The sequence below is a fragment of the Erwinia sp. S38 genome (genome assembly GCF_016624545.1).
Taxonomy (GTDB): Bacteria; Pseudomonadota; Gammaproteobacteria; order Enterobacterales; family Enterobacteriaceae; genus Erwinia; species Erwinia coffeiphila.
In genome coordinates this window covers 57,846-82,418 of sequence record NZ_JACVTS010000028.1, presented here as the reverse complement: position 1 = coordinate 82,418, position 24,573 = coordinate 57,846, and the positions used below count along the sequence as shown (strand labels likewise).

The following is a 24,573-nucleotide window of genomic DNA, read 5'->3' as shown; positions in this document are numbered from 1 at the left end:
GGCCGACATGGTCTCGCAAAAGTGTAGCGGTATTAGGATCAGCTATTTAGCCCCCTTCTTTTCTGGATGCTTTAGTTCCCGCCTGATAAAGCCGCTTTACCCGTTCAATTTCGGCCAGCGTTGCCGACCAGTGTTCTCCGGCCGAACGGCGGTATCTGGCGGCCATTTTTTCCACGGCTTCCGGGCTGCTGTCGTCGCTGCGCCTCAGCCGCCCCTTCTCACCGAAAATTTCCACAACCAGCCACTGACTACCCGTTCTGCCGAACAGGGCATTACATAGCCGCTTCACGGCCAGCGGGGTTAAGTCCGGGTCGGGGTCGTATGCGATCGTGGCAAAAATAAAACGCAGCATTTCTGATGTCTTGTAGCGCTTTACCGCCGCCGCCAGACGCGCAGCACGCTGCGGAGCTTCCCACAGGTCGTTACTGTACCCGGCCACTTCTGCCAGATAATCCCTTTCGAGGTTTTCTGCTGTATAACATCTGCCGCCGAGAAACATGTGCATGGCCTTTTTCGTTTCATTCCGCATAAGTCGAATTCCTCTTAATGCTAATGTATGCGTACATTAGCATTAAGAGATTATCGCCGCCAGCTCCGGGGAAATAGACCCGGAGAGATTAAACAGTGTCTGGCACCTGTCTGAACGAAATCTCACATCTGACTGGCCAGCAGATGGTGCAGCTGCGCGTCGTCACCGGCCACAGGCTCACGACGCCAGCCCGACTGCTTCAGCAGCTCATCCAGACCGGCGAGGTTACCGGTGATACGCACCGGCAGCGGGGAGCGCTGCGTGCCTGTCTCATCAAATCCGTTATCGAGGGCAGCCTTGTTCAGGTACATACCCGACACGCAAGGATTCAGACGTACTCTGTTGCGTCCGCTCCATTCTGACACTGACAGAACCCTGTACACCCATCCCGTCAGCTTTACCGCCTGCAGGGCATGCTGCAGCCGGAACAGGTCATTCTGCTCTTTCAGGCTGCCGCTGCCGGCGCGCCACAGATAGTTCAGCTTGCCCGGCAGGTCGGCATGTACACCCTTGTTCCTTCCCGTTTTGAGCAGCCAGCGGATATCCTCTGCGAATTCACGGTGAAATCGCCGCTGTTTTTCGGCCAGCGCCAGCCAGCGCACCAGGAAGAGGTTTTCCTGCGCCGGTGAACTGACCTGCCCGTCATTACGGGCGTTCTGAAGTGCCACAAGTCCGCACCAGGCAAGGTGGCTGACGTTGAGGTTTCTGTTATCCAGTTGTTCGTCCTTTCAGTTATCCGGAGAGCCTGGCAGCGATTGTAAACAGGAACCGGGCAGATGAACACCCTTATGGCTGAAGGGTGGCGAGCAGTGCGCAGCCACGCTGTGAATGCCGCGCCAGCGGCATGGAGGCGCCATAAACCGTTGAGGACAACACTGATGCCACCTGGCGCCGTCAGCCCGCCGGAGGCGGTTGCAGGCCCGAATATACCGCAATCCGGCCCCTTCCCTGTCAGACCCGACCGGCCCGGCAGCGACTCTGTGATTATTTACCTTCGAACTGCGGTGATTTGGCGGTGAGCTTCAGCTCGCCGGGAAATCTTTTCCGCAGTGTTAGCGGGCGCATGGCGGCCGCTTACAGGGGGTAACGCACTTTAGTTACAGCATCCGTCTGTTTTTCCTGTCCGGGGCCGTTGGCCCCGGGCGGGGAAAACCGGCGGGCAACACAGAGGCACGGCGCTGATGTTTCGCTCCGTCGTGATGTTGAGGCTCCGGATTTGAGTGTTGTAACTAATCCTTCTGCTCCGCACCTGGTGCGGGTACGTGCTTAATATGTTTCCTGCAACTGGCTCTGATGTTTTTCGGGAGCACGGTTTTTGCCTTGAACGCAGTGAAAGGAGCTATCCCGGATGCAGCGTTGAGCTGCTCCGAATACTCCCTTTTTAAAGGGCATGTTTGGTTCAGAAGTAACGTTCGAAATTAAGCAATTCCAGACAGAGTCGTTCGAAGTTAAACCCATGATGAACAGTCACTTCGAAGTTAATCTGGTGAGGAATATCTCCTTCGAATTTAACTGCATGAATAACCACCGTTCAGAAGCGGCCGCCGGGCGGTCATCAGGAAAATGCGCACCGGATACGGGACTGATGGCAGGAAAAAGGCGTGAACGTCCCTGCCGGGCAGCCTGTTACGGCAAAAAACCAGCACAGAAACCGCGATATACGCGGTTAATTTAAAGAGCCTGTATCAGAGAGGTATGCCGGCCTGCTCAAGCAGCAGCGCGTAATAGCGTTCCGGGTCGGAGAGATGCAGCTGTGGATGCAGTGCCTTCACCGCATGCTCTGCATGCAGCTGCTGCGCGGTCGTACACTGGCCACTGGCCACCCAGCGCATCCAGCCGGTACGGTTAGGCGTGTTATCACGCTTTGCCGCGCGCAGCTGCACCAGGTTTGCGCTGTGACGATCGAGCTGAGCGCCCAGGTCGTTCTCCAGCTGGCGACGTTCAGCACGGAGTTCAGGACTGACCACCCAGCGTTTTATCTGCCGCAGGCGGTTTTTCAGCGAATGGTGTTTATCAATATCCATGCCCAGCCGCGCCATGCGTAACAGATGGCGTTCGTACTTTTCCCGCTGTGACTGCGCGACACCTTTTGTCACCGCCCACTGGCGGTATTTGTGCAGCCACTGCCGGATATCTTCCACGGCGATACCACGCGACGTAAAGCAGCGCTCGGTCAGGAATATACGCACGGGTTTGTTCTGGCCGGAGTCCGTATCCCTGTCGCGGTGCACAACGACATAGTCCAGTTCTTCCAGCACCCGCAGCGCATGAAGGGCCACGTCATACGCCTTCCGTCCGCTCTCGTACACATGCAGCGCGTTCATGCGCCTGGCGATTTCTTCCAGGGGAAGCATGACTTCAAACATGTAGTCGCTGTCAGGGCTGTAATCACTGTTGGCCGCGAGTACCAGCGACAGCGCGGTCAGCGCTTCACGGCTTTCAGAACGCGGCGTGATGCGCATCGGTTTCGGGCGGAAGGACGGATCGAAAATGCGACCATACGGCGTGTAGCCTGTGCGGCGCAGCGCGATCAGATCGCTGTTACGGCACCAGTCATGCTGACGGAAACAGGCCACCACTTTTGATGCGGTTCCGCGCGGTACGCTGCCGGTAAAAACTGGCGTCAGGTGACGGTGTGTTTTTGATGTGCCACGGCGAAGACGGTTAGCCTCTCCACGGCGGGACGGACGGTATACATACTGATGATTTGGTGCTGATGATTCAGGCACAGCCCCCTGCACTTATGTTGCGCAGAAGGAGTGGCCGTTGCAGGTATTGAGTTTTCCTTTGCATGGCACTATACTCCTCCACATAGGACAACAGTTCTATGTGGATTTATAGGACCCCGTTAATCTTTCGTCTCCGCCAAGAAATGAGAAGATTATCGGGGTTTTTGCTTTTCTGAAGCCTGTCAGCCAGTTACTTCAGTCCCTGCCATCTTTCGGCGTGGCCCGCCAGAATGTCTTAACGCCTTGCAATCTATCATTCACACCTGAATCTGGCAAGAATGTCATTCCATTACTTTTTGAGGGGATCAGCTTTCTTAGCCAGTTCTGCTTCAATAAGTCTTTCAACCATCCGAGCCTGAGTTACACCGTGCTCTTCGCAGAGTTTTTGAAAACCCTCTTTATGCGCGTTGTGAATAAAAACGCACAATTCTTTGTGAGTATCTTTTTTTCGTGCAACAGAAAGCCGCTGCTTTTCAGCCGCTGAGAGGGGATTACCTTTACGGTAAAGCCGTTTGGCTGTTGAAGAAGGTTCTGTGTCTGATGCCTGCGACATACCGTCTCCTTCAGAAAATTGTTTCGTCATTTCCGAAGGATACTACAGTTTTGGATGTTCGGCGACTGTCCTGGATTTGAAGTGAGACGCACGTTGGCGCGTGGTCTGAAGATATGTGCAGCTCCGGTCTGAACCGGGACGTTATCTGTCTGAGAGTTTAATAGTGTGCCCGGAAGAGCATTTCCAGATCATCAAATTTTTCATATAGTTAATACTGAAAAAAGACATTTAAGTATCAGGTCGGGGAACTGTCGGGATTTTAATCCCTGCAGATCCCCGACCCGCCAACCAGAGGGCGGTAGGGTGTCTGCTCCGCCCTTTTTTACAACGGAGCGGGTGCCGTTGTGTGCCGGGATGATAGAAAACTCAGGATCTGTTCCTGCAGCTCTTCCCGGCCATAGCTCTGCAGAAGGGGAATATCTGCCTGACGCATCACTTCCTTAAGCAGAATATCGCGCCGGCGACGGGCCGGTTTGAGATGAGAACGGTCGTCCAGCTCCACGGCGGCGACAACTTCAAACGTTGCACGGTCCACGATCACCACATCACAGTGCCACTTCGACACCAGGCTGAACAGTTTCCACCATGTGCGGCTGCGGGGACGTACTGCGGGGGCTAACCGGCGGGAATATCACGGCAACAGTCACCAGCGCTCCGATCAACGTGTTCTGCCGGACACTCCTGACAAACCGTTTTCCTTCACGCTGCACCAGCCCCGGATGCAGGAGTAATGTCACCGGCATCATTGCCGGTCTGGTGCGCATCCCCTGCAGCAGTCTGCTTTCGCTTTCCGACAGGCCGTGTTCACAGGTAAAACGCAGGATGTGCTCTGATATGATACTGTCAGTCAAACTGTCGGTATCACCGGAGTTATCCCGGCTCCACCGCCTCAGCAGACTTCCTTCATCACTCCGTTCAGGCCGTACGAAATACAGTATCAGCAGGGCCACCACCGCGGTGGCCATAACAAGAAACAGACCCATTGATTACTCCAGCGTTTTCTGTGGTGCAGGTTTCGGTTCCGGTTCGGCATGAACCCGTCCGTGTCGCACGATATTCACCTCATCATTGCGGAAATCACGGTCATGCAGAACGTCATCCGTTTTATCCTGCCCGTACCGTGCCAGCCTGCTTTCTTCCAGCTCGCGTTCTGCAATGTCTTTCAGTCCGTGACGGTCTTTCTCTCCGTCATCACTGTCCGTCAGTCCTTCGCGCTCATCTGCACTCCGCTGTTCATCGCTTTCCTGAACCTCTTCTTTGCCCAGCGCATTACGGATGGCCTTTTCCAGTGCTTCTTCATCCTTCACCTGCAGCTCCTCGCCCGCCGATGCGGCCGCTGTCTCCGGCGCACGGCTTTCACTCTCCTCTGTACGTCCGGTGGTCAGGACCACCGGGCTGTCGGGATTGGCTTCCATCAGCGTCAGCGCCTGCCTGATGTCTTCAGCCTCCAGTATTTCCCCGTGTTTTTCACCGCGCTGCAATACGACCCGGTTACCGTCTCCGGCAGCCTGCCGGAGTGTTCTGCGGTAAGTCCTCCCGGTATAAGCGGGCTGACCGCATTTTTCCCTTCCGCCACATGACGAAGAATGCTCAGCTCATTATCGAAGTTATCGCGGGAAATAAACAAACCGGCAGCACCCTGTTCCGGACTCAGCGGGATGATTTCTCCCCGGTTCTGTAGCAGCGCGATATGATGGGAAAGGTCTTGCGCCAGAATAACGTTATCGGTGGCTATCTCAGCACGAACTGCTGTTTCACTGAAGGTCACACTGGTTCCTGTCACCTTTTCTATTGCCAGCCTGCCCCCCCTTTCATTGAGTGACATTTTACGCGCGCCCAGTTCCCGCAGCGCATCTGTCAGATCATCCTTACCGCTCAGTGATTTCAGGCTGTCGGTGATGGTGACCAGTGGCTTGTTTTCCTCAAGACGTTTCGTCATGGTGTGTTCATCAAGACTCGTAAAGGCTGTGACGTTGTCACCACTTCGTTTCAGCATGTTGACTGTGGCGTCACTGACGTCCCTCCCGTTCAGTACGGCGATAACGCTCCCCTGCGCGCGGCGGGTTGCACCGAACGATTCCGTATACCCGTAGTCGGCATACAGTGGTGCGTCAGGATTTACATGTACCTTCTCTCCGCGACTGTTGCTCATGACCAGCTTGTCCTTAAAGGGGTCAGTTTGGATATCGAAAATTATTGTACGTTAAGGCCATTTTTTGTACTTCCAGGCCGCGGTAAGGGCGATCGATCACGGTGACAGGCAGCTTTGAGCGAGGAGTGGACATTGAGAAAGGCGGAGAAAAGTGTTACGAGCAGTAAGTGCTTCTTTTTATTGCCTCGAGCGCTAGGTCAACGAATGATACGGTTTGTAAGCAATCAAAATATTGGTAGTGCTAGCTCGAATTTTATCTACGTGTGGATGTATCAATGCCCCTAAGTTGAGGATAAGGAAATATGAATTCAAAGCAGACGCTGCTCGCTCCTCCATTAAGTACTGGTGATACGATTGGTTTCTTTTCACCATCATCTCCCGTAACCATGACGGCACCTAACCGCTTTAATCGCGCTAAATCCTTCCTTGAAAAAAAAGGGTTCATACTGAAGGCAGGTAATCTCACCGGACTGTCAGATTACTATCGCTCAGGGACTATTAAAGAGAGAGCAGACGAGCTTAATGCGCTCATTCGCGACCCTGAAGTAAGCTGTATTATGTCTACTATCGGTGGAAGTAACAGCAACTCACTTTTGCCATATCTTGACTATCAAACGCTTCGTGAAAATCCAAAAATAATCATCGGCTACTCTGATGCTACTGCACTGCTTGCAGGTATCTACGCCAGAACAGGGCTGGTTACATTTTACGGACCCGCACTGGTTGCTTCATTTGGTGAATTTCCTCCTTTAGTTAATGAGACCTACCAGTCGTTCTGCGAACTACTGATGCAGCCTCGTTCAGGCCCCTATCATTATCGTCTGCCACAAAAATGGACTGATGAACGTCTGAACTGGGACAACGCTGAACCAGTCAGACCTAAAATACTTTACGAGAACAACTGTCGATTTTTAGGCGCCGGCATCATTGAAGGGCGAGTGATAGGTGGTAACTTAAACACGCTTTCAGGAATTATGGGCAGTCAATGGATGCCTGAAATCCAGGAAGGCGATATCTTGTTCATAGAAGACAGCCTGAAGGATATTGCTACAGTGGAACGCTCTTTCTCTATGTTAAAACTTAACGGCATACTGGATAAAGTGAGCGCAATAATTTTAGGAAAACATGAGCTTTTTGATAGCTCAAATACCGGACGTCAGCCTGCAGAGGTTTTACAGGAAGTTTTGGGAAATAAGCCTTTACCGCTCATAGACGGGTTTGACTGTTGTCATACACATCCAATGCTTACTTTACCTCTGGGTATTCCATTAAGCATTGATTTCGAAAAGTGTACTGTCGCAATAACAGGGAAATATTTGAGCTGAACTATTTTGAACCTAATTGAGGCTTTGTTGAATAAATCAGATTCAGGGCGAGCATCTCTGCAGCGGGTTGGGTTTTCAGGCGATACGCACACTTTCTGGCATACCTGACTTCGTCATTTTTTCAGAGCACGTACCATGGCCAGAGCCTCCGCAACCTGTCCATCATAATCCCGCAGCGTCAGTGAACCGCCGAACAGCTGTTTTACCCTGTACATCGCCGTTTCCGCTATCGAACGACGGTTGTAATCTGTTGTCCATTTCCACCGCGCATTACTCCCGGTCAGCCGGAATACGCGTTTAATCACCAGGACAGTGGTGATGGCAAGGTCAGAATAGCGCTGAGGCCTTCCCCGTGGTGAAGACGTTGCTGATTCATACCAGGCCTGAATAACGTCATCATCCAGCCAGAAAGTAAGGGAGCCACGGTTGATAAGGGCTTTGTTGTAGGTGGGCCAGTTTGTAATTCTGAACTTTTTCTTTGCCACTGAAAGGTCTGTGTTGTCGGGAGGATGCGTGATCTGATCCTTCAACTAAACAAAAGTTCGATTTATTAAACAAAACCCTGACAGCATGAAATCAAGCATTTTCAATGATCACGGGTATATTATAATACGGCCCTTCAAAAGCACCGATCTTCCGCAACTTAAAACCAGTAGGTTAAAGCCATCATCGGGATTATTATCGTATAAGTCAAAAGCATCATCTACCAAAATATTTCTTCCCGAACAGCATGATTTCCGATTATTCAAAAAATCCTCAGCAACGGTAAATAAAGCTCAGTCAGTTTTTTTCAAAATACGAAAAATTATTTTTTTACTTGGGGTAGCTGAAGAGAATGTAGAACATGAAAAGCCATCAGGCGATGACTCCTCTCCGAAGAATGCTAAAAAAATACAGCAATGCTAAATAATCATGTCGCATTTTTATCAGGACTGGCCTGTTGGTGACATATCCACCGAACAGTCGCGCTCGGAATCTTTTTTATAAGGCCGTCTTCCACAAGACAGGGATATCTGCAATGGAATTCAGACAAAGGCATTGGAAATTAATATCAAACCTCTACAGCGAAAATCCGTGAAAAGCGCTGAAAGAAATTAGTGAAACTTGCAAGATCAGTCATTCTCAGGTTTATCACGCTATCAGGAAAGTGAAGAAAAGAAAAAAATCAACCTCCTGAAAAAATGAGAGAAGAAAACCGTCATCGCAGGATATTAAAAATATAAAAATAAAGCTTTCTCAGGGTGCGCTGAGAAAAGACATCCTTAAAAAGGACAAGATAACAGCCAGAGCACTGATTAAATATATCGACAACCCCTCACAAAATTCAATTCCCAAGTCGTTTTTAAAAAACTGTCAGAATCAGGGTAATGGGTAAACAACAGAAGAAACGGCTGAAAGTATTGGTGTAAACATCCAGTATATTAAGGATGCATAAAGGGAATTCAAGGACAATTCTGATAGTGAATGAAGACGGATGAAACATGACAGCCAGCACTTTCTTTAAAAACGCGTCAGAGATCAGGCAGTCAATGCTGTTGTGATCGGCGGTCATACCAGAAAGCAGACATATACGTACTACGGCATTAATGCACTGACACTGCGCAGGTATATTCGCAAGTCACTTGAAAAATAAACTGACGAAATCAGAGAAAAAATCAGAATAAAAATAAAATTCAACACTGAAGAAAACAGTGAGCTAGGAGGCTTACGTACTGCCCCCTTCAATTACTTAAAGTATTCTAGAAGTTTTCCCGCTACCATTTGTTTCATTTCTTTTGGCCAGTCTGGTTCCAAAAGACTGGCATTCCTGACAACTAAAGATTTATCAATCACTTCTTTTGTTATCCCAAATATAGCATCTGTCATAAAGCCATTTATTAGGACATTTTTAGCAATCAGCTCAAGTTTGTCATCCAGAGTTCTCTCTGATTCATCCTTGTTGATTTTATTTTCATATACTCTCAAACCCAGCTTAAACATTTCCATAACGAATGATGAACGGTTAGCTACATCTCGTGACTCACCATCTTCCAGTCTCTTCTCAACATGCATATCAACTTTCTCAAGCAATGAGTAAGGCACGGTAAGGTAAACCCTGTTTCTTTTAGACATTTCATTATCAATCATATTTAATTACCTTTTTTCCGCATTATCGATGAAGAGCATGCTCCGGCACTTAGGGTTCCCTCTCCTCTTGGTAGCTGAATTCCGCCACATCTGGCCACCATCTGGCAACCACATGGCAGCCTTGTGGCCCCACACAAGCATCCAGTAGGCATTTTACCGGTAGCTCAGGTGCTCAATAATCATTTAAACTACTGAAATTTATATACATGCCAAAAAGCCCCCGGAAAGCAACCATCTGGCCACCACATGAATGCCATCTGGCAACTCTCAATTGTACAGAAAACAACCTGTTTTTTTCATGCATCTGATTCTAAAGGCTTTACAGGCAAAATTTATTTTGCGAGTGGTGTGTCAAAATATCGACATCGTGATATTATAGTTTTGTATCTCGTCCCTTTCCCTTTAAAAACCGGTGGCCTTATGCGATCTATTATTCTTGCAATCGCCCTGCTGGCGTCAGGACTCAATATATCAAAATCTCTTGCTGACTGTTTTATTAAGGCTGGCCAGTGGTACTCAATCTATCCCGACTATCTGCGCGCTATCGCCTAGCAGGAATCCCGCTACAATCCGAAGGCCATCAATTATAACCGGGACGCGAAAGGTAAAATAACCAGTACCGATTACGGCATCATGCAAATCAATGACGCCACGCTCAGAAACTTCAGGAAAGAATGCCCGGCACTCACCCCGGAAAAAATGCGGGCCGATCCCTGCCTCAACATTTATGTCGGTGCAATGGTGCTGAGAAGAAATTTCAATCAGTACGGAGCCGGGTGGCTTGCTGTCGGAATGTATAATGCAGGTGTTAAGAACAGGGAGATTACCATCAGGAATCGTTACCGCTATGCGATGCTCATCGATGGCCACTACAAAGATATCAGGGCTGGAAAAATTCCGCGAAAGGTCATTGAGAGAAACTGACTGTCTGAATGGTTTAGTTTTCTTCTGACAGCTCTGCGATCTCTGGAACCGTTTCAGCTTTTATCCGGTTCGATGCCGGATAAAAACAGAAGGCGATAAAGGAGCCTTGCGGCTCCTTTTATAAATCACTCCGTAACCTCCATAACTCGTCTTATCTCGCCGTCAAAACCCTGACTGTGCCAGAAAAGCGCCTGCCCCGTTCTGTACAGTGCGCCTAATTTGTAATTCTCTTTATCAATTTTAACCCCTTCAAATTCTGCACCGTATTTCTTATGAATCTCCGACAGTGCTTTATCGAGGATTGCATCGGTAAACTCCCTTTTCAGAGAAATATACCCCACGCCGCCGTAAACCACATTGAAAGCAGAACGACAGGAGACGGACATATCCTGTGACGAATCAAAAAAGCTGTCTCTGTATTTTTCAGTAACGGATTTAACGTTTTCCTCAGTGTGCCCGTCAGTCCAGGAAACCGTGATGCTGTCATAATGATTTTTACGCACTGAAAATTTCACGCCGGGGAACTGTGATTTAAGTTCTTTTCTGATGTTTTTTGTAACCTGATTCGCGCCGGACTGTTCCTGTGTAAGATGACTGTATCGTTTATCTGTTTTCAGCTGAAGACAAAGGTTTTCAAAAATCACCTTAGCTCTGTCAATCTGCTTACGCTTATTGTCTTCTACCTGAAGGCAGTGTGATACCAGCTGCTCCAGTTCATTCCCGGATATGACCTCATCTGTCACAGACCACTGCACACCGTGAAGAATGCTTTCAGGGAGACTTCGGGAAATGCTGCCATTAAAGAATGCAATATCAAATTTAGCATTTCCGCCACGCGTCATTATTCTTTTGACGGAACCGACTGTTTCCGGATTTTGTTCACCCTCAATCGCGAAAACAGCCCCACGGCCTTTATTATAGAGATTCGTACTGATAACCTGGCCGACTACCAGAGGCTTTTTCTGAGTGTTTTTCATTATTAATGCCCTCCTTTAATTTTAATAAAACGGCCCGACCGGGCCGTCTGTTATTCAGAACGGAATATCACAGTCTTTTGGGTGCGCTGATGTGTCATAAAAATTGCGGTCCGGATGCAGAGCCTTCTCCAGTGGGATGTGCCCCTTTGCAACCGACGATGCGACATACAGATCCAGCCCGGCCGCCAGTGCTTCGTGCAGTTTTTCCATGAACACAGTGTTATTCCTGGTAAGGATCTCGAGCACCATTCGCCGGTGAATGGCTGCCGCAGTAAAGAGGTTACCCAGCCGTTTATGGATGGTGCCGCTGCGGCTGATGATGTAACGCTCAGGCGAATTTATCCCGGTATCGTAAAGCGCCGATTCACTGCCTGCGCTTGACGTTATGCGTTTGAGTGAGGTTACATTCAGGGACAGCCGGTTAGCGCAATGGGGACTGACGAGCCGGCTACGCCGGGGAGCCGGAGGGGGCCATACTGTGGTTTACGGTTTTGAAGGACGTTCAGCTGCAGCAGCTGCATGACGGGAGAAAGGAGATAAACAGCAGGAGAGGAAGAGGAAGTAAAAGCAGTACAGTAAAGATGATGCAGTCACACAGAAATAATCTCACGCGAACGGAGCAGAGCTGCGCGTCAGCGCTGCCTTTATCCGGTGACGGAACGGCATGCGGCAGTTACCAGCCGGACGTAAACCCGCCTAGACCAGGTGGGGATAAACGAAATCCTTTAAAGGCCCGGCATCAGACTTTAGCGGCCAGATCCGGTCCCTGCCCCGGATGAAGCACAACATGGGATACATCCGTGACTTCCCGCGCTTTATTAAGATCACAGGCTGCCTGCATCGCCAGCCAGAGCCTCGCTGAAATACCCAGACCGGCCTCCAGGCGTACCGCCATCTCCGCGCTGACAGACGTCTTTCCTGCCGCCAGTTTACTTAACGCAGCGGGTGAAACACCGAGACTTTTCGCCAGAGAACGCAGCGAGACATTGTAGTCTTCCAGGTATTCTGTAATCAGCCCGCCCGGATGCGGGGGATTAAACATTGACATCAGTGATAGTCCTCCAGATTGAGTATCCAGGCATCGCCATCCGTAAATTCAAATGTGATACGCCAGTTTGCCCGGATGGTGATCGAATAGATATTTTTCCTGTCACCCTTGAGTGGATGAAACCGGAAACCAGGATAGAGACGAAAATCATCGATCGACACGGCCTCATCGATCGCCAGCAGGCGCAGCCGGATACGATCCACGTCCTGAGCCTGAACGCCGCTGGCGTCGCCTTTCTCAAACAGTTTCTGAAGCCCTTTATGCTTCCAGCTTTTTATCACGTACTGCCTCCTGTTTCCTTCTGAGGAACATTATACCATACGTTTCTCAACGGGAAACACTTTCAATGGGTATGCCATTTCCCGGATATCAGGCAGGTAGCTTTATTGCATACCTGCCCGCACAGAGTCAGGGATGGTAGTACCCCATAATGAGGTCCGCGCACAGAGACTTCTCGATACTATCCCACTCAGCCTCTCCTCCTTCTTCAAACGCAGAGGTCACCATTTTTTTGGCCAGAAGCCAGGCAGCTACAACAGCGGACGGAATTAACGGATGTGGTACTGACCAGTCAGTGACTGAATCGCACACCAGGTCAGCGATGTGAAGTGCGGCACCGTCAATCAGTTCCAGTCGTTCAATGTGTAACATGCGTTCTTCTTTATCACAGAGTGACGCCAGAAAACGCATTTCTTCTGCCAGCCGAGGGGAAAGGTTACGGATGTTGATCTGTCCCACCCATGTTTTGGAAGATTCAGAAGCGGCGGTGTTGACGTTATGTGTGTTCATGCTGGTTTTCCTCTCAGTGGTTATCTTCATGTTTCGGTGAGTTCGTCGCGGTAAAGGGCAAAGGAGCACCCGTCCGGGGGTGCTGCGACCAGCCCTCCGCGCCGGACTTGCCGGAACATGGCCACGGCAGCGGAGATGAGCAGGAACACACCCGCACGCCACAGCGTGCCCCTCAGCGGCCACGTCCTTTTGTGGCCAGTGAACGCGCTGGCGCCAGCCAGCTGCACGCCCTGGACGTTCGCCATCAGACCCCAGCCGGCAGGCCCGAAACCCGCAAGGGTTCGGCGGAGCTTACCGGCACAGCCGGTTAGCATAGTGGGGCTGACGAGCCGGCAACGCCGGGGAGCCGCAGGGGGCCATACTGTGGTTTACGGTTCTGAAGGACGTTAAGCTGCTGCAGCTGCTTAACGGAAAACGCAAAAGCGAGAGCCGGCATAACAGAATGAGAAGAGAAGACGGCAGAGAGAGGAAGAAGAAGCGCAGGCGAAGGGGGAAAAACAGTGCGTCAGCACTGTTCACCCCCGGGCCGCAGGCCCGCCCGCTTTGCCCGCTCCGTACCGGATTTCACGCACGGAGCAGACACCTGATCAGGCGGCCGCAGCTTCACTGATCTCAATATTAACGATATGCAGACCCGCATTAGCCAGCATAGTGATCAGTCTGTCTACGCTGAAAAGGGCGATTTTGCCCCGTGCCAGTTCTGAAATACGCGGCTGAGTCACACCGAGCGCTCTGGCGGCTTCCTCCTGGCTCAACCCGTGGCGAGCAATCCAGGCATTAATGATGGTCATCAGCTGAGAGCGGATTTTCATATTTTCCGCTTCTTCGTGGGTATCACTGATCGCATCCCATACGTTTTCGAAATCATGAATTTTCATTTATCCCGCTCCCGAGTCAGTTCCTTAAAACGTTTTCTGGCCAGTTGCACATCATGCTGACTGGTCGCCTGTGATTTTTCTGGAAACAGTGGAGGACATACACAGCTTCTTCAAACTTCGCAACATACATCGCGCGGTAGATCCCATTCTGGTCTTTTACCCGGATTTCCCGCACGCCAGCACCAACGGTGGTAAATGGTTTCCAGTCATCAGGGTCCATTCCCTGCTGCACCCTGTCCAGCTGATACCCCATCTCTGTACGCATATCGTGAGGAAAGGCGCGAAGATCATCCAGACTGGTATCGATGAAGCTGAGTTTTTTTCTCATTACATATCCGCACATACGAAATTACGTATAATTATAGTACGTCCGCCCGGTTAAAGCTACCAGGTATCGACCCGGCAGCGCTGATAACCCGGCGGAAAGATCACATCAGCCCCCGGGAGTCCATCGATACGCAGGTGTTACCGGCGACGATGATATGATCCAGTACCCTCACATCAACCGCATTCATCACATCAACCGCATTCATCACATCAACAATCTTTCGCGTAACCTCAAGATCCTGCCTAGAAGCTTCCTGATAAAAAGACGGGTGATTGTGAGCAAGGATCAGGGCTGCCGCGTTAAACGTCATAGCAGCACGCATCACTTCGCGTGGATAAATACAGGTCGTGTTGATGCTGCCGAGGAAGAGTTCGCGATATGCGATTAACTCGTTCTGGTTGTTGAGGAATGCCACGGCAAAGACTTCACGCTCGCTTCCCGCCAGTTTGGCCCTGAAAAACTCTTCAGCCACCTCATTCTTTGTAAATGCGGTACCCGACGGATAGCGAAGATCGATAACTTTCGCTGCTTCTGAGAGGATCTGCGAATGGGATGCCATAGCGTAATTACCCGCATCATCGCGGATAAGTAATGAAGAAAGCAGGTTCTGATTGTTTTGATTTTCCACCCATGTTTTGGAAGATTCAGAAGCGGCGGTGTTGACGTTGTGTGTGTTCATGCTGGTTCTCCTTTCAGTGGTTATCTTCATGTTTCGGTGAGTTCGTCGCGGCAGAGGGCAAAGGAGCAACGCCGGGCGGGTGCTGCAGGGGCGCGCAGCGTGCATTTCCCCCTTGCAGCAGCTGACCGGGGGTGTTACGACCAGCCCTCCGCGCCGGACTAGCCGGAACATGGCCACGGCAGCGGAGATGAGCAGGAACACACCTGCACGCCACAGCGTGCCCCTCAGCGGCCACGTCTTTATGTGCCCAGTGAAACGCGCTGGCGCCAGCCAGCTGCAGAGCCTTGGACGTTCGCCTTCAGACCCCAGCCGGCAGGCCCGAAACCCGTTTACGGGGTTCGGCGGAGCTTACCGGCTCTGCCGGTTAGCGTAGTAGGGCTTCGCCGGGAAGCCGGAGGGGGTCAGTGAGTTCGTATTACTGAAATACCCGGAAAACGTGGTACATACAGATCTGTTGCAGGGGAACATTCATTCCCCGTGACAGACAATTCAGGAAGGATTTAAAAAAGACGCATGCAACCGGTTCGCAGACAAACGTACTTATCCGGATTATCAACCGGAACAGAAACCTCATCACCGGGCTGGTACTGGCTGATCTCCCCTTTAACCAGGTAAACCATCCCATTTTCGAGGGTAATCTGATTTTTCTCGCCGGAAACAATCCTTATTTCTTTCAGTTCGCCTACATGTTTCTGAGGACTCTTTTCAGCCTGACCCACTTCAAGGATATCGGCCACGGCAAAGCCAAACACTATAGCTGCAGGTAGTATCAGCACAGCGCACAACTTATCTGTGTCCATGTTCTTCTCCTGTCATGCAATAACGAAAATCAGATAAATTCTATTTTATACAATCCGTTAACCAGGCCTGAACATGGCCTTCGCATTCCGGCGGGTTTCATCCTCGTCCGCGCTCTCCACTACTGGCTTCGGTACATCCTGAGCCGGTATCTGCGTTTCCTGAGCCGGCGTATCTGGCTTATGGATACCCTTTGGTAACAGAACGGATATGACCTGCATAATCTCGTCCTCTGTCGTGGTTTCAGTCAGCAACTCACTGAGCAGAAACGGCAGGCGCGGATCGATTTTGTGCAAAGCAAGACCGGCCAGCATCGATGCGCGCTGTAACCGGCCCCGCTCCCCCTGAACTACGGAGTCAAGCGCCAGGCTGGCAAACTGATCGGCCTGGCTGTTAGCGGGATTAATATAAAAAAGAATTTTGCGACGAGTATCCATCTGCTTATCCGATTGCGAACATCCCGTTTACCAGGTCAAACTGGGACGTCGATGATTTGTAAAAACGCTCGTTTCTCAGGTTGCAGTGAACACGCAGTGCATCCGCGATAATTTCACTGCCACCGCCGATAACCAGCACATGAGTGTATCCACTGAAGGTACTGACCACATCCAGCACCCGGCGGGTCAGAAGTTTCTCAGAGCTTTCCAGCGTCTCCAGAATGTCAGCCATTCGGGTTACATCGTTCACCCTGCGTGACAGGTAATCACGATCGTGGCGGTGAATAATAATATCATCCGCCAGGTAACTGCTTCCTGACGTCCGGGCTATTTTCAGGGCGTCTTTAACGGCCACTGTCATCATGCTCACGCCGACCGAAGAATCCCCGAAAATACGCGAAATCCCGGACATCTTTCCCATCACCTGAGAGATATCAAGCGTTGTTCCGCCCAGGTCCACTATCAGCAGTGATTCGAGCGGATCGAGGTCGTTCAGAATACTGAAACCTGCAGGGATCGACTCCGGCATGACTTCCACACTTTTGACGGTGAACGTCTCCCCGCCATTAAGTTCCACCGGCCTCATAAGGCTTTGCTTCTTGCGTTCTATCGCCTCTGCATTTGGCTGGTTCTGGCGGTCGTAGTATTCGCTCAGGGGCAGCGTAACCGTGATATCCACCTCTGCGGGTTTTAACCCGGTCAGGAGAAGAGCGTGATGTACTGCCACAACATTAACATCACTGTACTGCCAGGCGATGTTCGTCGTGATAACCGCATCCGGCGTAACAGGATCATATGAGAACTGTTCCCCGTTGATCACATAGTTATAAACCGGCTGAGCACCGAAGGGAACGGACCACTGCCGCTTAAAGCTGTTAGGACTCAGAAGAGTCTGTTCATTACCTTCGGCATCTGACCACTTCATTTTTACGTTAGTGGAACCGTCATCTACAAAAATTTTCATACCTGCACCTTAGCTTGTCTGAGAACAAAATGGAACGCAAATGAGATTTAAAAGAGAAAAATATGAGAACAAGAGAAATAATAGAGAAAAGTTAGAGAAAAATAAAGTTAAATCGTGGACACCTGGGATTTAAAAATCACACAACGAGACAAAAATGAGAAAAAAAAGAGATTTTTCAGAGAATTATTAATTAAGCAGACAGGTCCAGAAGGGTAAATGCTGCGGGAAACAGTTGTGCTATCCAGCGGCGGGCTTACACTAAACAACTGTATATATAAACAGCAACCACAGGTAACCCATGCGCGACTTTGTCATTCATTCAGCCACGGCAACTCCACTTAACGTGTCACTGCCATTGTATGCAGAGAGTGTCCCTGCAGGGTTCCCCAGCCCCGCGCAGGGCTATATGGAAGCAGAACTGGACCTGAACTCATACTGCATCAGACACCCTTCTGCTACTTACTTTCTGCGAGCCTCCGGCAACAGCATGAATGACGCGGGCTTGAGGGATGGTGAACTACTTGTTGTCGATAAATCCATCAATAAATCCATCACACCGGAACACGGCGATATTGTGATAGCGGCAGTGGATGGGGAGTTTACCGTCAAGCGGCTGCAACTCAGACCCCGGCTTGCCCTGAAACCTATGAACGCCGCCTTTTCGCCGATTTATCCCGATCCTGACGCACTGGAAATTTTCGACGTGGTGATGCATTTCGTCCATTCGACGCGGAGGTGATGTTTTGTTCGCTCTTGCCGATGTGAACAGTTTTTATGCTTCCTGCTAGCAGGTTTTCCGCCCCGCCTTTAAAGGTAAGCCATTGATTATATTGAGCAACAATGACGACTGCGTGATCGCACGTAGTGCAGCCGCGAAGCGGCTCGGCATAAAAATGGGTGTACCCTGGTTTCAGCTGAAAGAGCAGTCCTTCCCGGACAGGATCTACTCCTTTTCCAGTAATTATGAGCTGTACGCCAGCATGTCAGCGCGTGTGATGAATGTGCTGGAAAGTCTTGCCCCCCGCACAGAACTTTACTCGATTGATGAGTGTTTCCTGGACATAAACCGAATCGACAGCTGTATGAATTTTGAAGACTTTGGTAAGCAGGTCAGAAAGACCGTCTTTGCGCACACCGGCCTGACCGTTGGTGTTGGCATAGGAATTTTAAAAACTTCAGCAAAATCAGCGCAATGGGCGTCAAAGGAATGGCCTCAGTTCGGCGGTGTACTGGCACTGACGCCAGATAATCCCCGACGTAGAGAAAAGCTGCTCTCGCTGCAGCCAGTAGAGGAAGTCTGAGGATGTGGCCGCCGGATCAGTAAAAAGCTAGCCACAATGGGTATTGTGACTGCACTTGATCTGTCACGCGCGGACACCCGTTTTATACGGAGGAATTTCAGTGTCGTTCTGGAGCGTACCGTGCGTGAACTGCGTGGTGAGGCATGTATCGGACTTGAAGAGAACCCACCGGCCAAGCAGCAAATCGTCAGCAGCCGCAGCTTTGGTGCACGTATTGAAACCTATGACGAGCTGCGCCAGGCGGTCTGCAGATACGCAGAGCGCGCAGCGGAGAAGCTGCGTGGGGAAAGGCAGTTTTGCCGGCATGTCTCCGTGTTTATCAAGACTTCCCCATTCAGCCCGCATGAATCCTAATTATGCCAATGCTGCGGGCGAGCAGCTTGTGCTGGCTACACAGGATACCCGGGACGTGATCGCCGCTGCGGTCAGAGGCCTGGATAAAGTCTGGCGTCCGGGTCATCGCTACGCTAAAGCCGGGATAATGTTGAACGACTTCAGTACCAGCGATCAGGCCCAGCTGGGCCTGTTTGACGAAAGCCGTCCACGGCCCTGCAGCGCTCAGCTGATGAAAGTCATGGACAACATTAACAGGTCAGCGCTGGGGAACGTATGGTTTGCAGGCCAGGGTATCAGACCAGAATGGCAGATGAAGCGAGATATGCTCTCGCCATCCTGGACAACCCGATGGAAAGACATACCGATAGCAAAGCTATAAACACCTTTACAGCAGCGACATGCCTCACAGAAGACACCCTGCATCAGTTAAAAACCATACTCAGTAACATTTAATACCTCATACTTACCACTTCACACCTAACACTTCACACCTAACACTTCACACCTAACACTTCACACCTAACACTCCATACCTAACACTCCATACCTAACACTCCATACCTAACACTTCATACCTAACACTTCATACCTAACACTTCATACCCAATATTTCATACTTACTACTTCATACTTATCATGGTAATACTTATTACATAATATTTACTACGTATGAAGCGTGAGTTATGATGAGTATATAGAATAAAAAACCCACAACCAAACAACCCTATGGTGCTGAAATGATTACAATTATTGGGTGTAACAAAGGTGGTGCTGCAAAAACAACTACCGCCATCAATGTTGCTGTTGGACTGGCAATGCGTGGCGGAGACGTATGCCTGGTTGACGCTGATGCACAGCGTTCAGCTTCTAGATGGTATGCTGAGAGGGAAGACTCTGATCTGGAACCGCGCATCACCCTGATAGAAAAAAGAGATAATATTTCCGCCACACTGCGTAATCTTGATGAAAAGTATGAACACGTCATCGTAGACGTGGCTGGCCGTAACAGCCGCGAACTGATCACTGGCGGGACGGTTGCGCATCAGATAATTGCCCCTCATCAGTGTTCACAGTTGGACCTCGACACGATGGAAGAGCTGCGCCTGCAAATTGAAGCGATCCGTGATCTGAACTCTGAGTTAAAGGTATTTTGCTACCAGACGATGGCGACGACTAACCCACTGCTGCAGGGAAATGAACGCCATGAATTCCTGGAGTTCGTGACCGAGTTTGAAACTATTACACCTCTTTCCTCCGTCGGCTGTTACCGAAAGGTTTACAGGGACGTGATGTCGCAGGGTAAATCTGTACTTGAGACAGATAACCTGAAAGCAAGGGAAGAAGTGCTCGCGCTGCTGAATGAGGTGTTCGGATGTTAAAAAAACCCAGTGATAAAAACAGAAGTCTGCGTGCAGCTGATGCGGTGACTGAAGACCAGGCTGACCGGCTGGCCAGCCAGCTGGCCGACAAACCTTATGGTGATGAAAAACGTCAGGAAGAACCGTTAGAGAAACTGGCAAGAACCAGCATATCGCTACCTGAAGCGCTGCTTCGCCAGTGCGAAGACACGGCACTCAGTAATAAGCGCAATGGCATTGAACCAAAAAACGTGAGTGCCCTGATTAGGGCAGCATTGGAGAAGTATTTAAAAATCAATAAATAATAATTAACACTTAACAAGTAATACTTCACAAGTAATAAACATGAAGTATTACTTTTATTTCCCTATAACTTCAGCCTAATACTGCTGACTTCATTATGCTCGTAGACTATATCTCATCATTTTCTGCTGACTGATACTTGACCATCTCTTTTACCGATCTCCTGCAAACCTTCACTGGCACAGCCCAGGCTGATCAATCTGCGCATGACTGAGGCGACTCAGGAAAACCACATTCCCTTCTGAGTCTGCTTGCTACAGAGGTAGCACGCAATCCGACTGGCGTGAACATCTTCTGTCGGCTGCGGAAAATTTGTTTGCAATCAAGGCCAGGATTCAGATTAGCGTTTCTGTTGGCACGGGTGGTAATTGCATCCTGCAGCAATACCGGCAGTTCAAGCGTTCTTAGCATGACCAGACCGTCCAGTGACTTCCAGTTGCCATCAACACTGCTGAAGCTGAGAGACGGTACAGGATAAACCGCCTCGAGTAAAACCTGCTCATTCGGGCGCGCCTGCTGATATGGCTGCCTTTATCAGCAGCCACATCAGCACACCGCATAGCAAACTCTTCCAGGACAAAAATCAGTTGTGTACTGATATAGCAGAGGTCAGACCGCTGACGTCGTATTCATTGCTGAGGTCCAGCGTGCTTTTCCACCTTGTCAGGCCAATACCCACAACAACGGTCAGGACTACCCCGGCCAGTGCTGCGCCAGCGTAATCAGCTGTTAAATGATGGACTTTTCAGCCGATTCGCAGGCCATACTGATAAAGAACATCCGCAGCATCATCCTGACTGATTTGTATAATCATCTGGTTTGTTCAGTATTGCTCTGGCCCGAGCGGTCGGATGCTAAATTTTACGCCGCAGCCGCAGTGATGAGACTTTTCTCGTATGTTATTAGACAAATAAGAGTCCCAGAAGAGATTACAGAACGTAACGGCTTCCCGATGCCCAGCGGCGGGGATCAAACTTTGAAGCGACCAGAACAATCATCTCCAGAAGAGGAATTAATGGACTCAGGTCTGCCTGCGCTCCTCAACCTTAAAGGAAACTGAGCACCATTTTAATACTGAGCGTACCGCAGCAGAGCGAGGAGGGAAAAGTATTAAGATGGCGGCAGTATTGGCATACTAAATAACACGGCAGACCAGGAAATTAGCCGGACTCGTTGTTACCTTAACGGTTCCGAATCATGGCGACTGCATCAGTCCCATACATATGAAGCCCTACCTGATGACGGGCGGCCACATCCAGCGAAAACACCCACATATAGACCTCTGTTGATTTTGTGCTCTTATGGCCGAGCAGACTCTGCCGAGATGCAAAGAACTGACGTACTTCCGATGTGATGTATATCTCTAGCCACTCCACCGAGCAATATCTTTATCAGTGAACTTTCAGCTTCAAACATCTCAGGCCATCTATGATCGTATGGCACAACAATAATTTTCCGCATATAAACATCCTCTCTGACTGATTATTTTACCTACAAACCTGCGCAATATCTCCCGCTGGTGTACCCTGGTGAAAAAACAGAGTCCAGAGTCCTTCTTCTGAACAAAGCCAGCACGAGGAACGCCATGCAGGGCAACTGCCGTCAACACAACACGTCCGGTAGTGAAGCATGAAGCAACCTCTCCCCATTTCAGTAAGCCGAAACTCGCTGCTTAAAAGAGGTAAGTCTTTTTTCTCGCTTAACAGCGAACTGATAGTCTATGAACGATCAACCATAACGCCTGATCGGGTTATCTCCCGAAATTCAGGATGTAGAAGCTGCTCAAGCCACTCTCTGTCGTAACGCCTGTCGCCGTGAAGACTGCATTCAAACAGTCTGAGTTTTTCCAGAATCATTTTGCTTATCCTCAAGTTACTATGACGTAAAATCTTTGTTGAAATATTACAGTACATTGGCCCCACTTTGTCAGTGAAGAACAGATGTACATGCAGGTTTGCAGGATATTTGCTGGAACCAGATATTTTTCTGCTTGTACGATATCAGTTCCGCTGTACAAAGGGTTAAACCCGCTTGAGGCCTGCTGATTTCAGAAATACTTCATAACTCGCACCATGAAGATACAGAGGGGAATGCAACCGGGTTATTTTTTACTCCATGAAGTAACCTGATTAAGTTGCGGTCACTGGCAATAGGTTATTTTTAGCCACGTGATAATGCCGTAGAGACACGGATTTCCAACCACCAAAGTCAAAATAAGTTATCCTTACCACTACGTTCAGGGTTGAGATGTAATTATAAATTTCTCTGATGATTAATCAGCAGAACCTCAGGGCTCATGAGATAATTTTTCAAGAAGTTTCTTAATGCAGGTGCAACTGATAAAAATGTAAAAATTACCAACAATTAATTTGGACCTGGTTACGCCTGCGGGGACTGCCAAAGGCGCATCAAATCAGTGGGATACCGCCATAGTTCAGCTATCGGACGCGATCTAAGCAAAATCCTGGTACTGGTTTTAATATCTAACTAAGCAACAAAAAAACGTGTCAGGCGAACTGGAACTTGTTAATCAATCAGGAATAGTTGCGCTGGAATTATTGAATTTTTTTAAAATTTAATAGAAAATTATATATTTGACAAAGGTTTGATTTGAGAAATAAGATATGAGTAACTTAAAAAATTTATAACTAAATTATTATACTCGTTTTAGAAACATTGCTACCTCAGAAAATTTGAAATGCGCTGTTTTTAATATATCAATTTGGGTTAAATCATGAGTGGAGTTAATGTATGCTGACCACATTGATATACCGTAGTAGGGTGAGTCCTGAGACAGGACAGGAAAATGTGCACAAACTTGTCCAGCATGCTCTTGACAAAAATAGGGCTAGCAGTATTACGGGGATTTTACTATTTGATGGTACTGAATTTTTTCAGGTACTTGAGGGAGAGGATGCTGTTGTCAATGCACTCTTCAATCGAATAGCAACTGACCAGCGGCATAGCTCTGTAGTATTACTTATGCAGGATTACTCCGCTTACAGAAGATTTCAGGATACAGGAATGCGTCTGTTCGATGTTTCAAGTCATACTGAAGAGTCTATAATCAAGGACATACTCAACTTCAGTCATTTTAAAGGAAACTATCTTCAGGATGACAGAATAATGAGGCTTACGAGAAAATTTCTTGGCGGGATTGGGTTACATATAACTTCGCCAGAGTTTAATCCATCTTCCTGGTATCTTGAAGGCAGAGAAAACTTTGAAATATCCTCATGGCCTGCTCCTGTCCCGGAACAACCCTGTCAGTTTGCCCTGCAACCTATCATCGATGCACTCACTGGAAAGATTTCTTCCTATGAAGCTCTTATCAGAAGCCCTTCAGGAGGATCGCCATTTAAAATGTTTCAGTCTATACCCGCTGACAGGCTTTATCTTTTCGATATTGAAACAAAATTCTATGCATTTAAACTGGCAAAACAGCTGCTGAAACATAATGAGAAATTATCAGTGAATTTGCTACCCGGAGTACTTTATTCGATCCCGGGGGCTGTAAATATTCTTATTCAACAAATCAGCGATGCAGGACTCAGACCAGAACAGATCATAGTTGAAGTCACTGAGACCGAGGCAATTACTGATCAGGATGTTTTTCATCAGGCGTTGAAAGAACTTCGGGTTGCCGGTATTGGCCTTGCCATTGATGATTTTGGCGCCGGTTTTTCAGGACTTGCACTCCTTACAAAGTTCCAGCCAGACAAAATTAAGATAGACAGAGCTTTGATTGAGGACATACATCTGAGCGGAGTAAAACAAGCAATCGTGCGATCGATTGCTCAATGTTGTGATGAACTCGGGATAACGCTTGTCGCCGAGGGGGTCGAGCTGATGGAGGAATGGTACTGGCTTGAATCCACAGGTATCCATCTTTTTCAGGGATTCTTGTTTTCCCGTCCAAGCCTCAATGACACTGGCATCATACGCTGGCCACTCATGCGATGACCTGATTAAGATCCAGACGTAATAAAAAAAGAAAGCAAAATACCCCAATTGACAGGATAGAGGAGTGCTTATTTT

27 protein-coding genes and 6 pseudogenes are annotated in these 24,573 nt (G+C 49.2%); 9 read left to right on the top strand and 24 right to left on the bottom strand.

Translation table 11 applies throughout. The features are described from left to right. Positions 1 to 46: 46 nt before the first annotated feature. The 9 genes and pseudogenes from IBT46_RS24020 to IBT46_RS23980 form a co-directional block, all read right to left on the bottom strand. Positions 47 to 529, bottom strand: coding sequence for a hypothetical protein (locus tag IBT46_RS24020; RefSeq protein ID WP_200547692.1), 483 nt, complete (start codon positions 527 to 529; stop codon positions 47 to 49). A gap of 122 nt (positions 530 to 651) precedes the next feature. Further along, positions 652 to 1,245: a DUF2913 family protein gene (locus IBT46_RS24015; protein WP_200547702.1), complete on the bottom strand. Its 594-nt coding sequence runs from the start codon at positions 1,243 to 1,245 to the stop codon at positions 652 to 654. Between the two features lie 969 nt (positions 1,246 to 2,214). Next, positions 2,215 to 3,258, bottom strand: coding sequence for a Replication protein (locus tag IBT46_RS24010; RefSeq protein WP_200547691.1), 1,044 nt, complete (start codon positions 3,256 to 3,258; stop codon positions 2,215 to 2,217). Then, positions 3,251 to 3,322 (bottom strand): hypothetical protein, encoded by a 72-nt coding sequence (locus IBT46_RS27790; protein ID WP_370569524.1) that lies wholly within the window; start codon positions 3,320 to 3,322, stop codon positions 3,251 to 3,253. Before IBT46_RS27790 ends, IBT46_RS24010 begins: the two co-directional genes overlap by 8 nt. A gap of 225 nt (positions 3,323 to 3,547) precedes the next feature. Continuing rightward, complete coding sequence (gene repA, locus IBT46_RS24000) at positions 3,548 to 3,811, bottom strand: replication regulatory protein RepA (protein ID WP_200547690.1); 264 nt, start codon at positions 3,809 to 3,811, stop codon at positions 3,548 to 3,550. A gap of 322 nt (positions 3,812 to 4,133) precedes the next feature. Beyond that, positions 4,134 to 4,418, bottom strand: a pseudogene (locus IBT46_RS23995) (DUF2726 domain-containing protein); the annotation flags it as partial. Further along, the gene (locus IBT46_RS23990) at positions 4,357 to 4,794 is read right to left on the bottom strand and encodes a hypothetical protein (protein ID WP_200547689.1); all 438 of its coding nucleotides are present in this window, start codon (positions 4,792 to 4,794) and stop codon (positions 4,357 to 4,359) included. The gene IBT46_RS23990 and the pseudogene IBT46_RS23995, both read right to left, overlap by 62 nt. A 3-nt stretch (positions 4,795 to 4,797) precedes the next feature. Continuing rightward, positions 4,798 to 5,292, bottom strand: a complete 495-nt coding sequence (locus IBT46_RS23985; RefSeq protein ID WP_370569521.1) for a conjugative transfer relaxase/helicase TraI domain-containing protein — start codon at positions 5,290 to 5,292, stop codon at positions 4,798 to 4,800. Then, entirely contained in the window at positions 5,232 to 5,963 is a 732-nt protein-coding gene (locus IBT46_RS23980; protein ID WP_200547687.1) for a hypothetical protein, read from the bottom strand. The genes IBT46_RS23985 and IBT46_RS23980 overlap by 61 nt, the downstream gene beginning before the upstream one ends. Before the next feature lie 302 nt (positions 5,964 to 6,265). Here IBT46_RS23980 and IBT46_RS23975 point away from each other — a divergent pair, with 302 nt between their 5' ends. Continuing rightward, the gene (locus IBT46_RS23975; RefSeq protein WP_200547686.1) at positions 6,266 to 7,288 is read left to right on the top strand and encodes a S66 peptidase family protein; all 1,023 of its coding nucleotides are present in this window, start codon (positions 6,266 to 6,268) and stop codon (positions 7,286 to 7,288) included. A gap of 75 nt (positions 7,289 to 7,363) precedes the next feature. On the opposite strand, the pseudogene IBT46_RS23970 reads toward IBT46_RS23975, so the two are convergent. Beyond that, positions 7,364 to 7,818 (bottom strand): annotated as a pseudogene (locus IBT46_RS23970) (transposase). Between the two features lie 1,195 nt (positions 7,819 to 9,013). Beyond that, positions 9,014 to 9,415 carry a relaxosome protein TraM gene (locus IBT46_RS23965; RefSeq protein WP_200547685.1) on the bottom strand — a complete coding sequence of 134 codons (402 nt, stop codon included), beginning with the start codon at positions 9,413 to 9,415 and terminating at the stop codon, positions 9,014 to 9,016. 246 nt (positions 9,416 to 9,661) lie between these two features. Between IBT46_RS23965 and IBT46_RS23960 the strand changes: the two genes are divergently transcribed. Together IBT46_RS23960 and IBT46_RS23955 are read left to right on the top strand one after the other, a co-directional pair. Further along, positions 9,662 to 9,967 (top strand): hypothetical protein, encoded by a 306-nt coding sequence (locus IBT46_RS23960; protein ID WP_200547684.1) that lies wholly within the window; start codon positions 9,662 to 9,664, stop codon positions 9,965 to 9,967. A 12-nt stretch (positions 9,968 to 9,979) separates the two neighbouring features. Beyond that, positions 9,980 to 10,339 (top strand): annotated as a pseudogene (locus tag IBT46_RS23955) (lytic transglycosylase domain-containing protein); the annotation flags it as partial. A gap of 125 nt (positions 10,340 to 10,464) precedes the next feature. Here IBT46_RS23955 and IBT46_RS23950 read toward each other — a convergent pair. The 11 genes and pseudogenes from IBT46_RS23950 to IBT46_RS23900 all read right to left on the bottom strand — a co-directional run bounded on the left by IBT46_RS23950 (position 10,465) and on the right by IBT46_RS23900 (position 17,237). Next, the gene (locus tag IBT46_RS23950; RefSeq protein ID WP_200547683.1) at positions 10,465 to 11,316 is read right to left on the bottom strand and encodes an LPD29 domain-containing protein; all 852 of its coding nucleotides are present in this window, start codon (positions 11,314 to 11,316) and stop codon (positions 10,465 to 10,467) included. A gap of 54 nt (positions 11,317 to 11,370) precedes the next feature. Further along, positions 11,371 to 11,532: a hypothetical protein gene (locus IBT46_RS23945; protein WP_200547682.1), complete on the bottom strand. Its 162-nt coding sequence runs from the start codon at positions 11,530 to 11,532 to the stop codon at positions 11,371 to 11,373. 523 nt (positions 11,533 to 12,055) lie between these two features. Next, positions 12,056 to 12,364 (bottom strand): HigA family addiction module antitoxin, encoded by a 309-nt coding sequence (locus IBT46_RS23940; protein ID WP_200547681.1) that lies wholly within the window; start codon positions 12,362 to 12,364, stop codon positions 12,056 to 12,058. After that, positions 12,364 to 12,645: a type II toxin-antitoxin system RelE/ParE family toxin gene (locus IBT46_RS23935; protein WP_200547680.1), complete on the bottom strand. Its 282-nt coding sequence runs from the start codon at positions 12,643 to 12,645 to the stop codon at positions 12,364 to 12,366. Before IBT46_RS23935 ends, IBT46_RS23940 begins: the two co-directional genes overlap by 1 nt. A gap of 127 nt (positions 12,646 to 12,772) precedes the next feature. Beyond that, a complete protein-coding gene (locus tag IBT46_RS23930; protein ID WP_200547679.1) occupies positions 12,773 to 13,153 on the bottom strand; it encodes a hypothetical protein in 381 nt (126 codons plus the stop codon). Positions 13,154 to 13,740: 587 nt separating this feature from the next. Beyond that, entirely contained in the window at positions 13,741 to 14,031 is a 291-nt protein-coding gene (locus IBT46_RS23925) for a helix-turn-helix domain-containing protein (protein WP_200547678.1), read from the bottom strand. Then, positions 14,028 to 14,359: pseudogene (locus tag IBT46_RS23920) on the bottom strand (type II toxin-antitoxin system RelE/ParE family toxin). Before IBT46_RS23920 ends, IBT46_RS23925 begins: the two are co-directional and overlap by 4 nt. A gap of 100 nt (positions 14,360 to 14,459) precedes the next feature. Next, a complete protein-coding gene (locus IBT46_RS23915) occupies positions 14,460 to 15,038 on the bottom strand; it encodes a RadC family protein (protein WP_200547677.1) in 579 nt (192 codons plus the stop codon). A gap of 500 nt (positions 15,039 to 15,538) precedes the next feature. Then, positions 15,539 to 15,838 (bottom strand): hypothetical protein, encoded by a 300-nt coding sequence (locus IBT46_RS23910; RefSeq protein ID WP_200547676.1) that lies wholly within the window; start codon positions 15,836 to 15,838, stop codon positions 15,539 to 15,541. 57 nt (positions 15,839 to 15,895) lie between these two features. Next, the gene (locus IBT46_RS23905) at positions 15,896 to 16,273 is read right to left on the bottom strand and encodes a plasmid partitioning/stability family protein (RefSeq protein WP_200547675.1); all 378 of its coding nucleotides are present in this window, start codon (positions 16,271 to 16,273) and stop codon (positions 15,896 to 15,898) included. A 4-nt stretch (positions 16,274 to 16,277) separates the two neighbouring features. Further along, positions 16,278 to 17,237 carry a plasmid segregation protein ParM gene (locus IBT46_RS23900; protein ID WP_200547674.1) on the bottom strand — a complete coding sequence of 320 codons (960 nt, stop codon included), beginning with the start codon at positions 17,235 to 17,237 and terminating at the stop codon, positions 16,278 to 16,280. A 298-nt stretch (positions 17,238 to 17,535) separates the two neighbouring features. On the opposite strand from IBT46_RS23900, the gene umuD reads away from it, so the two are divergent. The 5 genes and pseudogenes from umuD to IBT46_RS23875 all read left to right on the top strand — a co-directional run bounded on the left by umuD (position 17,536) and on the right by IBT46_RS23875 (position 21,595). Beyond that, a complete protein-coding gene (gene umuD / locus IBT46_RS23895; protein WP_200547673.1) occupies positions 17,536 to 17,976 on the top strand; it encodes a translesion error-prone DNA polymerase V autoproteolytic subunit in 441 nt (146 codons plus the stop codon). Positions 17,977 to 17,980: 4 nt separating this feature from the next. Further along, positions 17,981 to 19,253, top strand: a pseudogene (gene umuC, locus IBT46_RS23890) (translesion error-prone DNA polymerase V subunit UmuC). 358 nt (positions 19,254 to 19,611) lie between these two features. Continuing rightward, the gene (locus IBT46_RS23885) at positions 19,612 to 20,253 is read left to right on the top strand and encodes an AAA family ATPase (protein ID WP_200547672.1); all 642 of its coding nucleotides are present in this window, start codon (positions 19,612 to 19,614) and stop codon (positions 20,251 to 20,253) included. Then, complete coding sequence (locus IBT46_RS23880; protein ID WP_200547671.1) at positions 20,247 to 20,537, top strand: hypothetical protein; 291 nt, start codon at positions 20,247 to 20,249, stop codon at positions 20,535 to 20,537. Before IBT46_RS23885 ends, IBT46_RS23880 begins: the two co-directional genes overlap by 7 nt. A gap of 731 nt (positions 20,538 to 21,268) precedes the next feature. Continuing rightward, entirely contained in the window at positions 21,269 to 21,595 is a 327-nt protein-coding gene (locus IBT46_RS23875) for a hypothetical protein (RefSeq protein ID WP_200547670.1), read from the top strand. 121 nt (positions 21,596 to 21,716) lie between these two features. On the opposite strand, the pseudogene IBT46_RS27465 reads toward IBT46_RS23875, so the two are convergent. Beyond that, positions 21,717 to 21,854: pseudogene (locus IBT46_RS27465) on the bottom strand (phage integrase family protein); the annotation flags it as partial. Beyond that, positions 21,835 to 21,951, bottom strand: a complete 117-nt coding sequence (locus tag IBT46_RS23870; RefSeq protein ID WP_234480274.1) for a GrpB family protein — start codon at positions 21,949 to 21,951, stop codon at positions 21,835 to 21,837. The pseudogene IBT46_RS27465 and the gene IBT46_RS23870, both read right to left, overlap by 20 nt. A gap of 1,335 nt (positions 21,952 to 23,286) precedes the next feature. On the opposite strand from IBT46_RS23870, the gene IBT46_RS23865 reads away from it, so the two are divergent. Next, the gene (locus tag IBT46_RS23865; protein WP_200547668.1) at positions 23,287 to 24,498 is read left to right on the top strand and encodes a diguanylate phosphodiesterase; all 1,212 of its coding nucleotides are present in this window, start codon (positions 23,287 to 23,289) and stop codon (positions 24,496 to 24,498) included. Positions 24,499 to 24,573 lie beyond the last annotated feature (75 nt).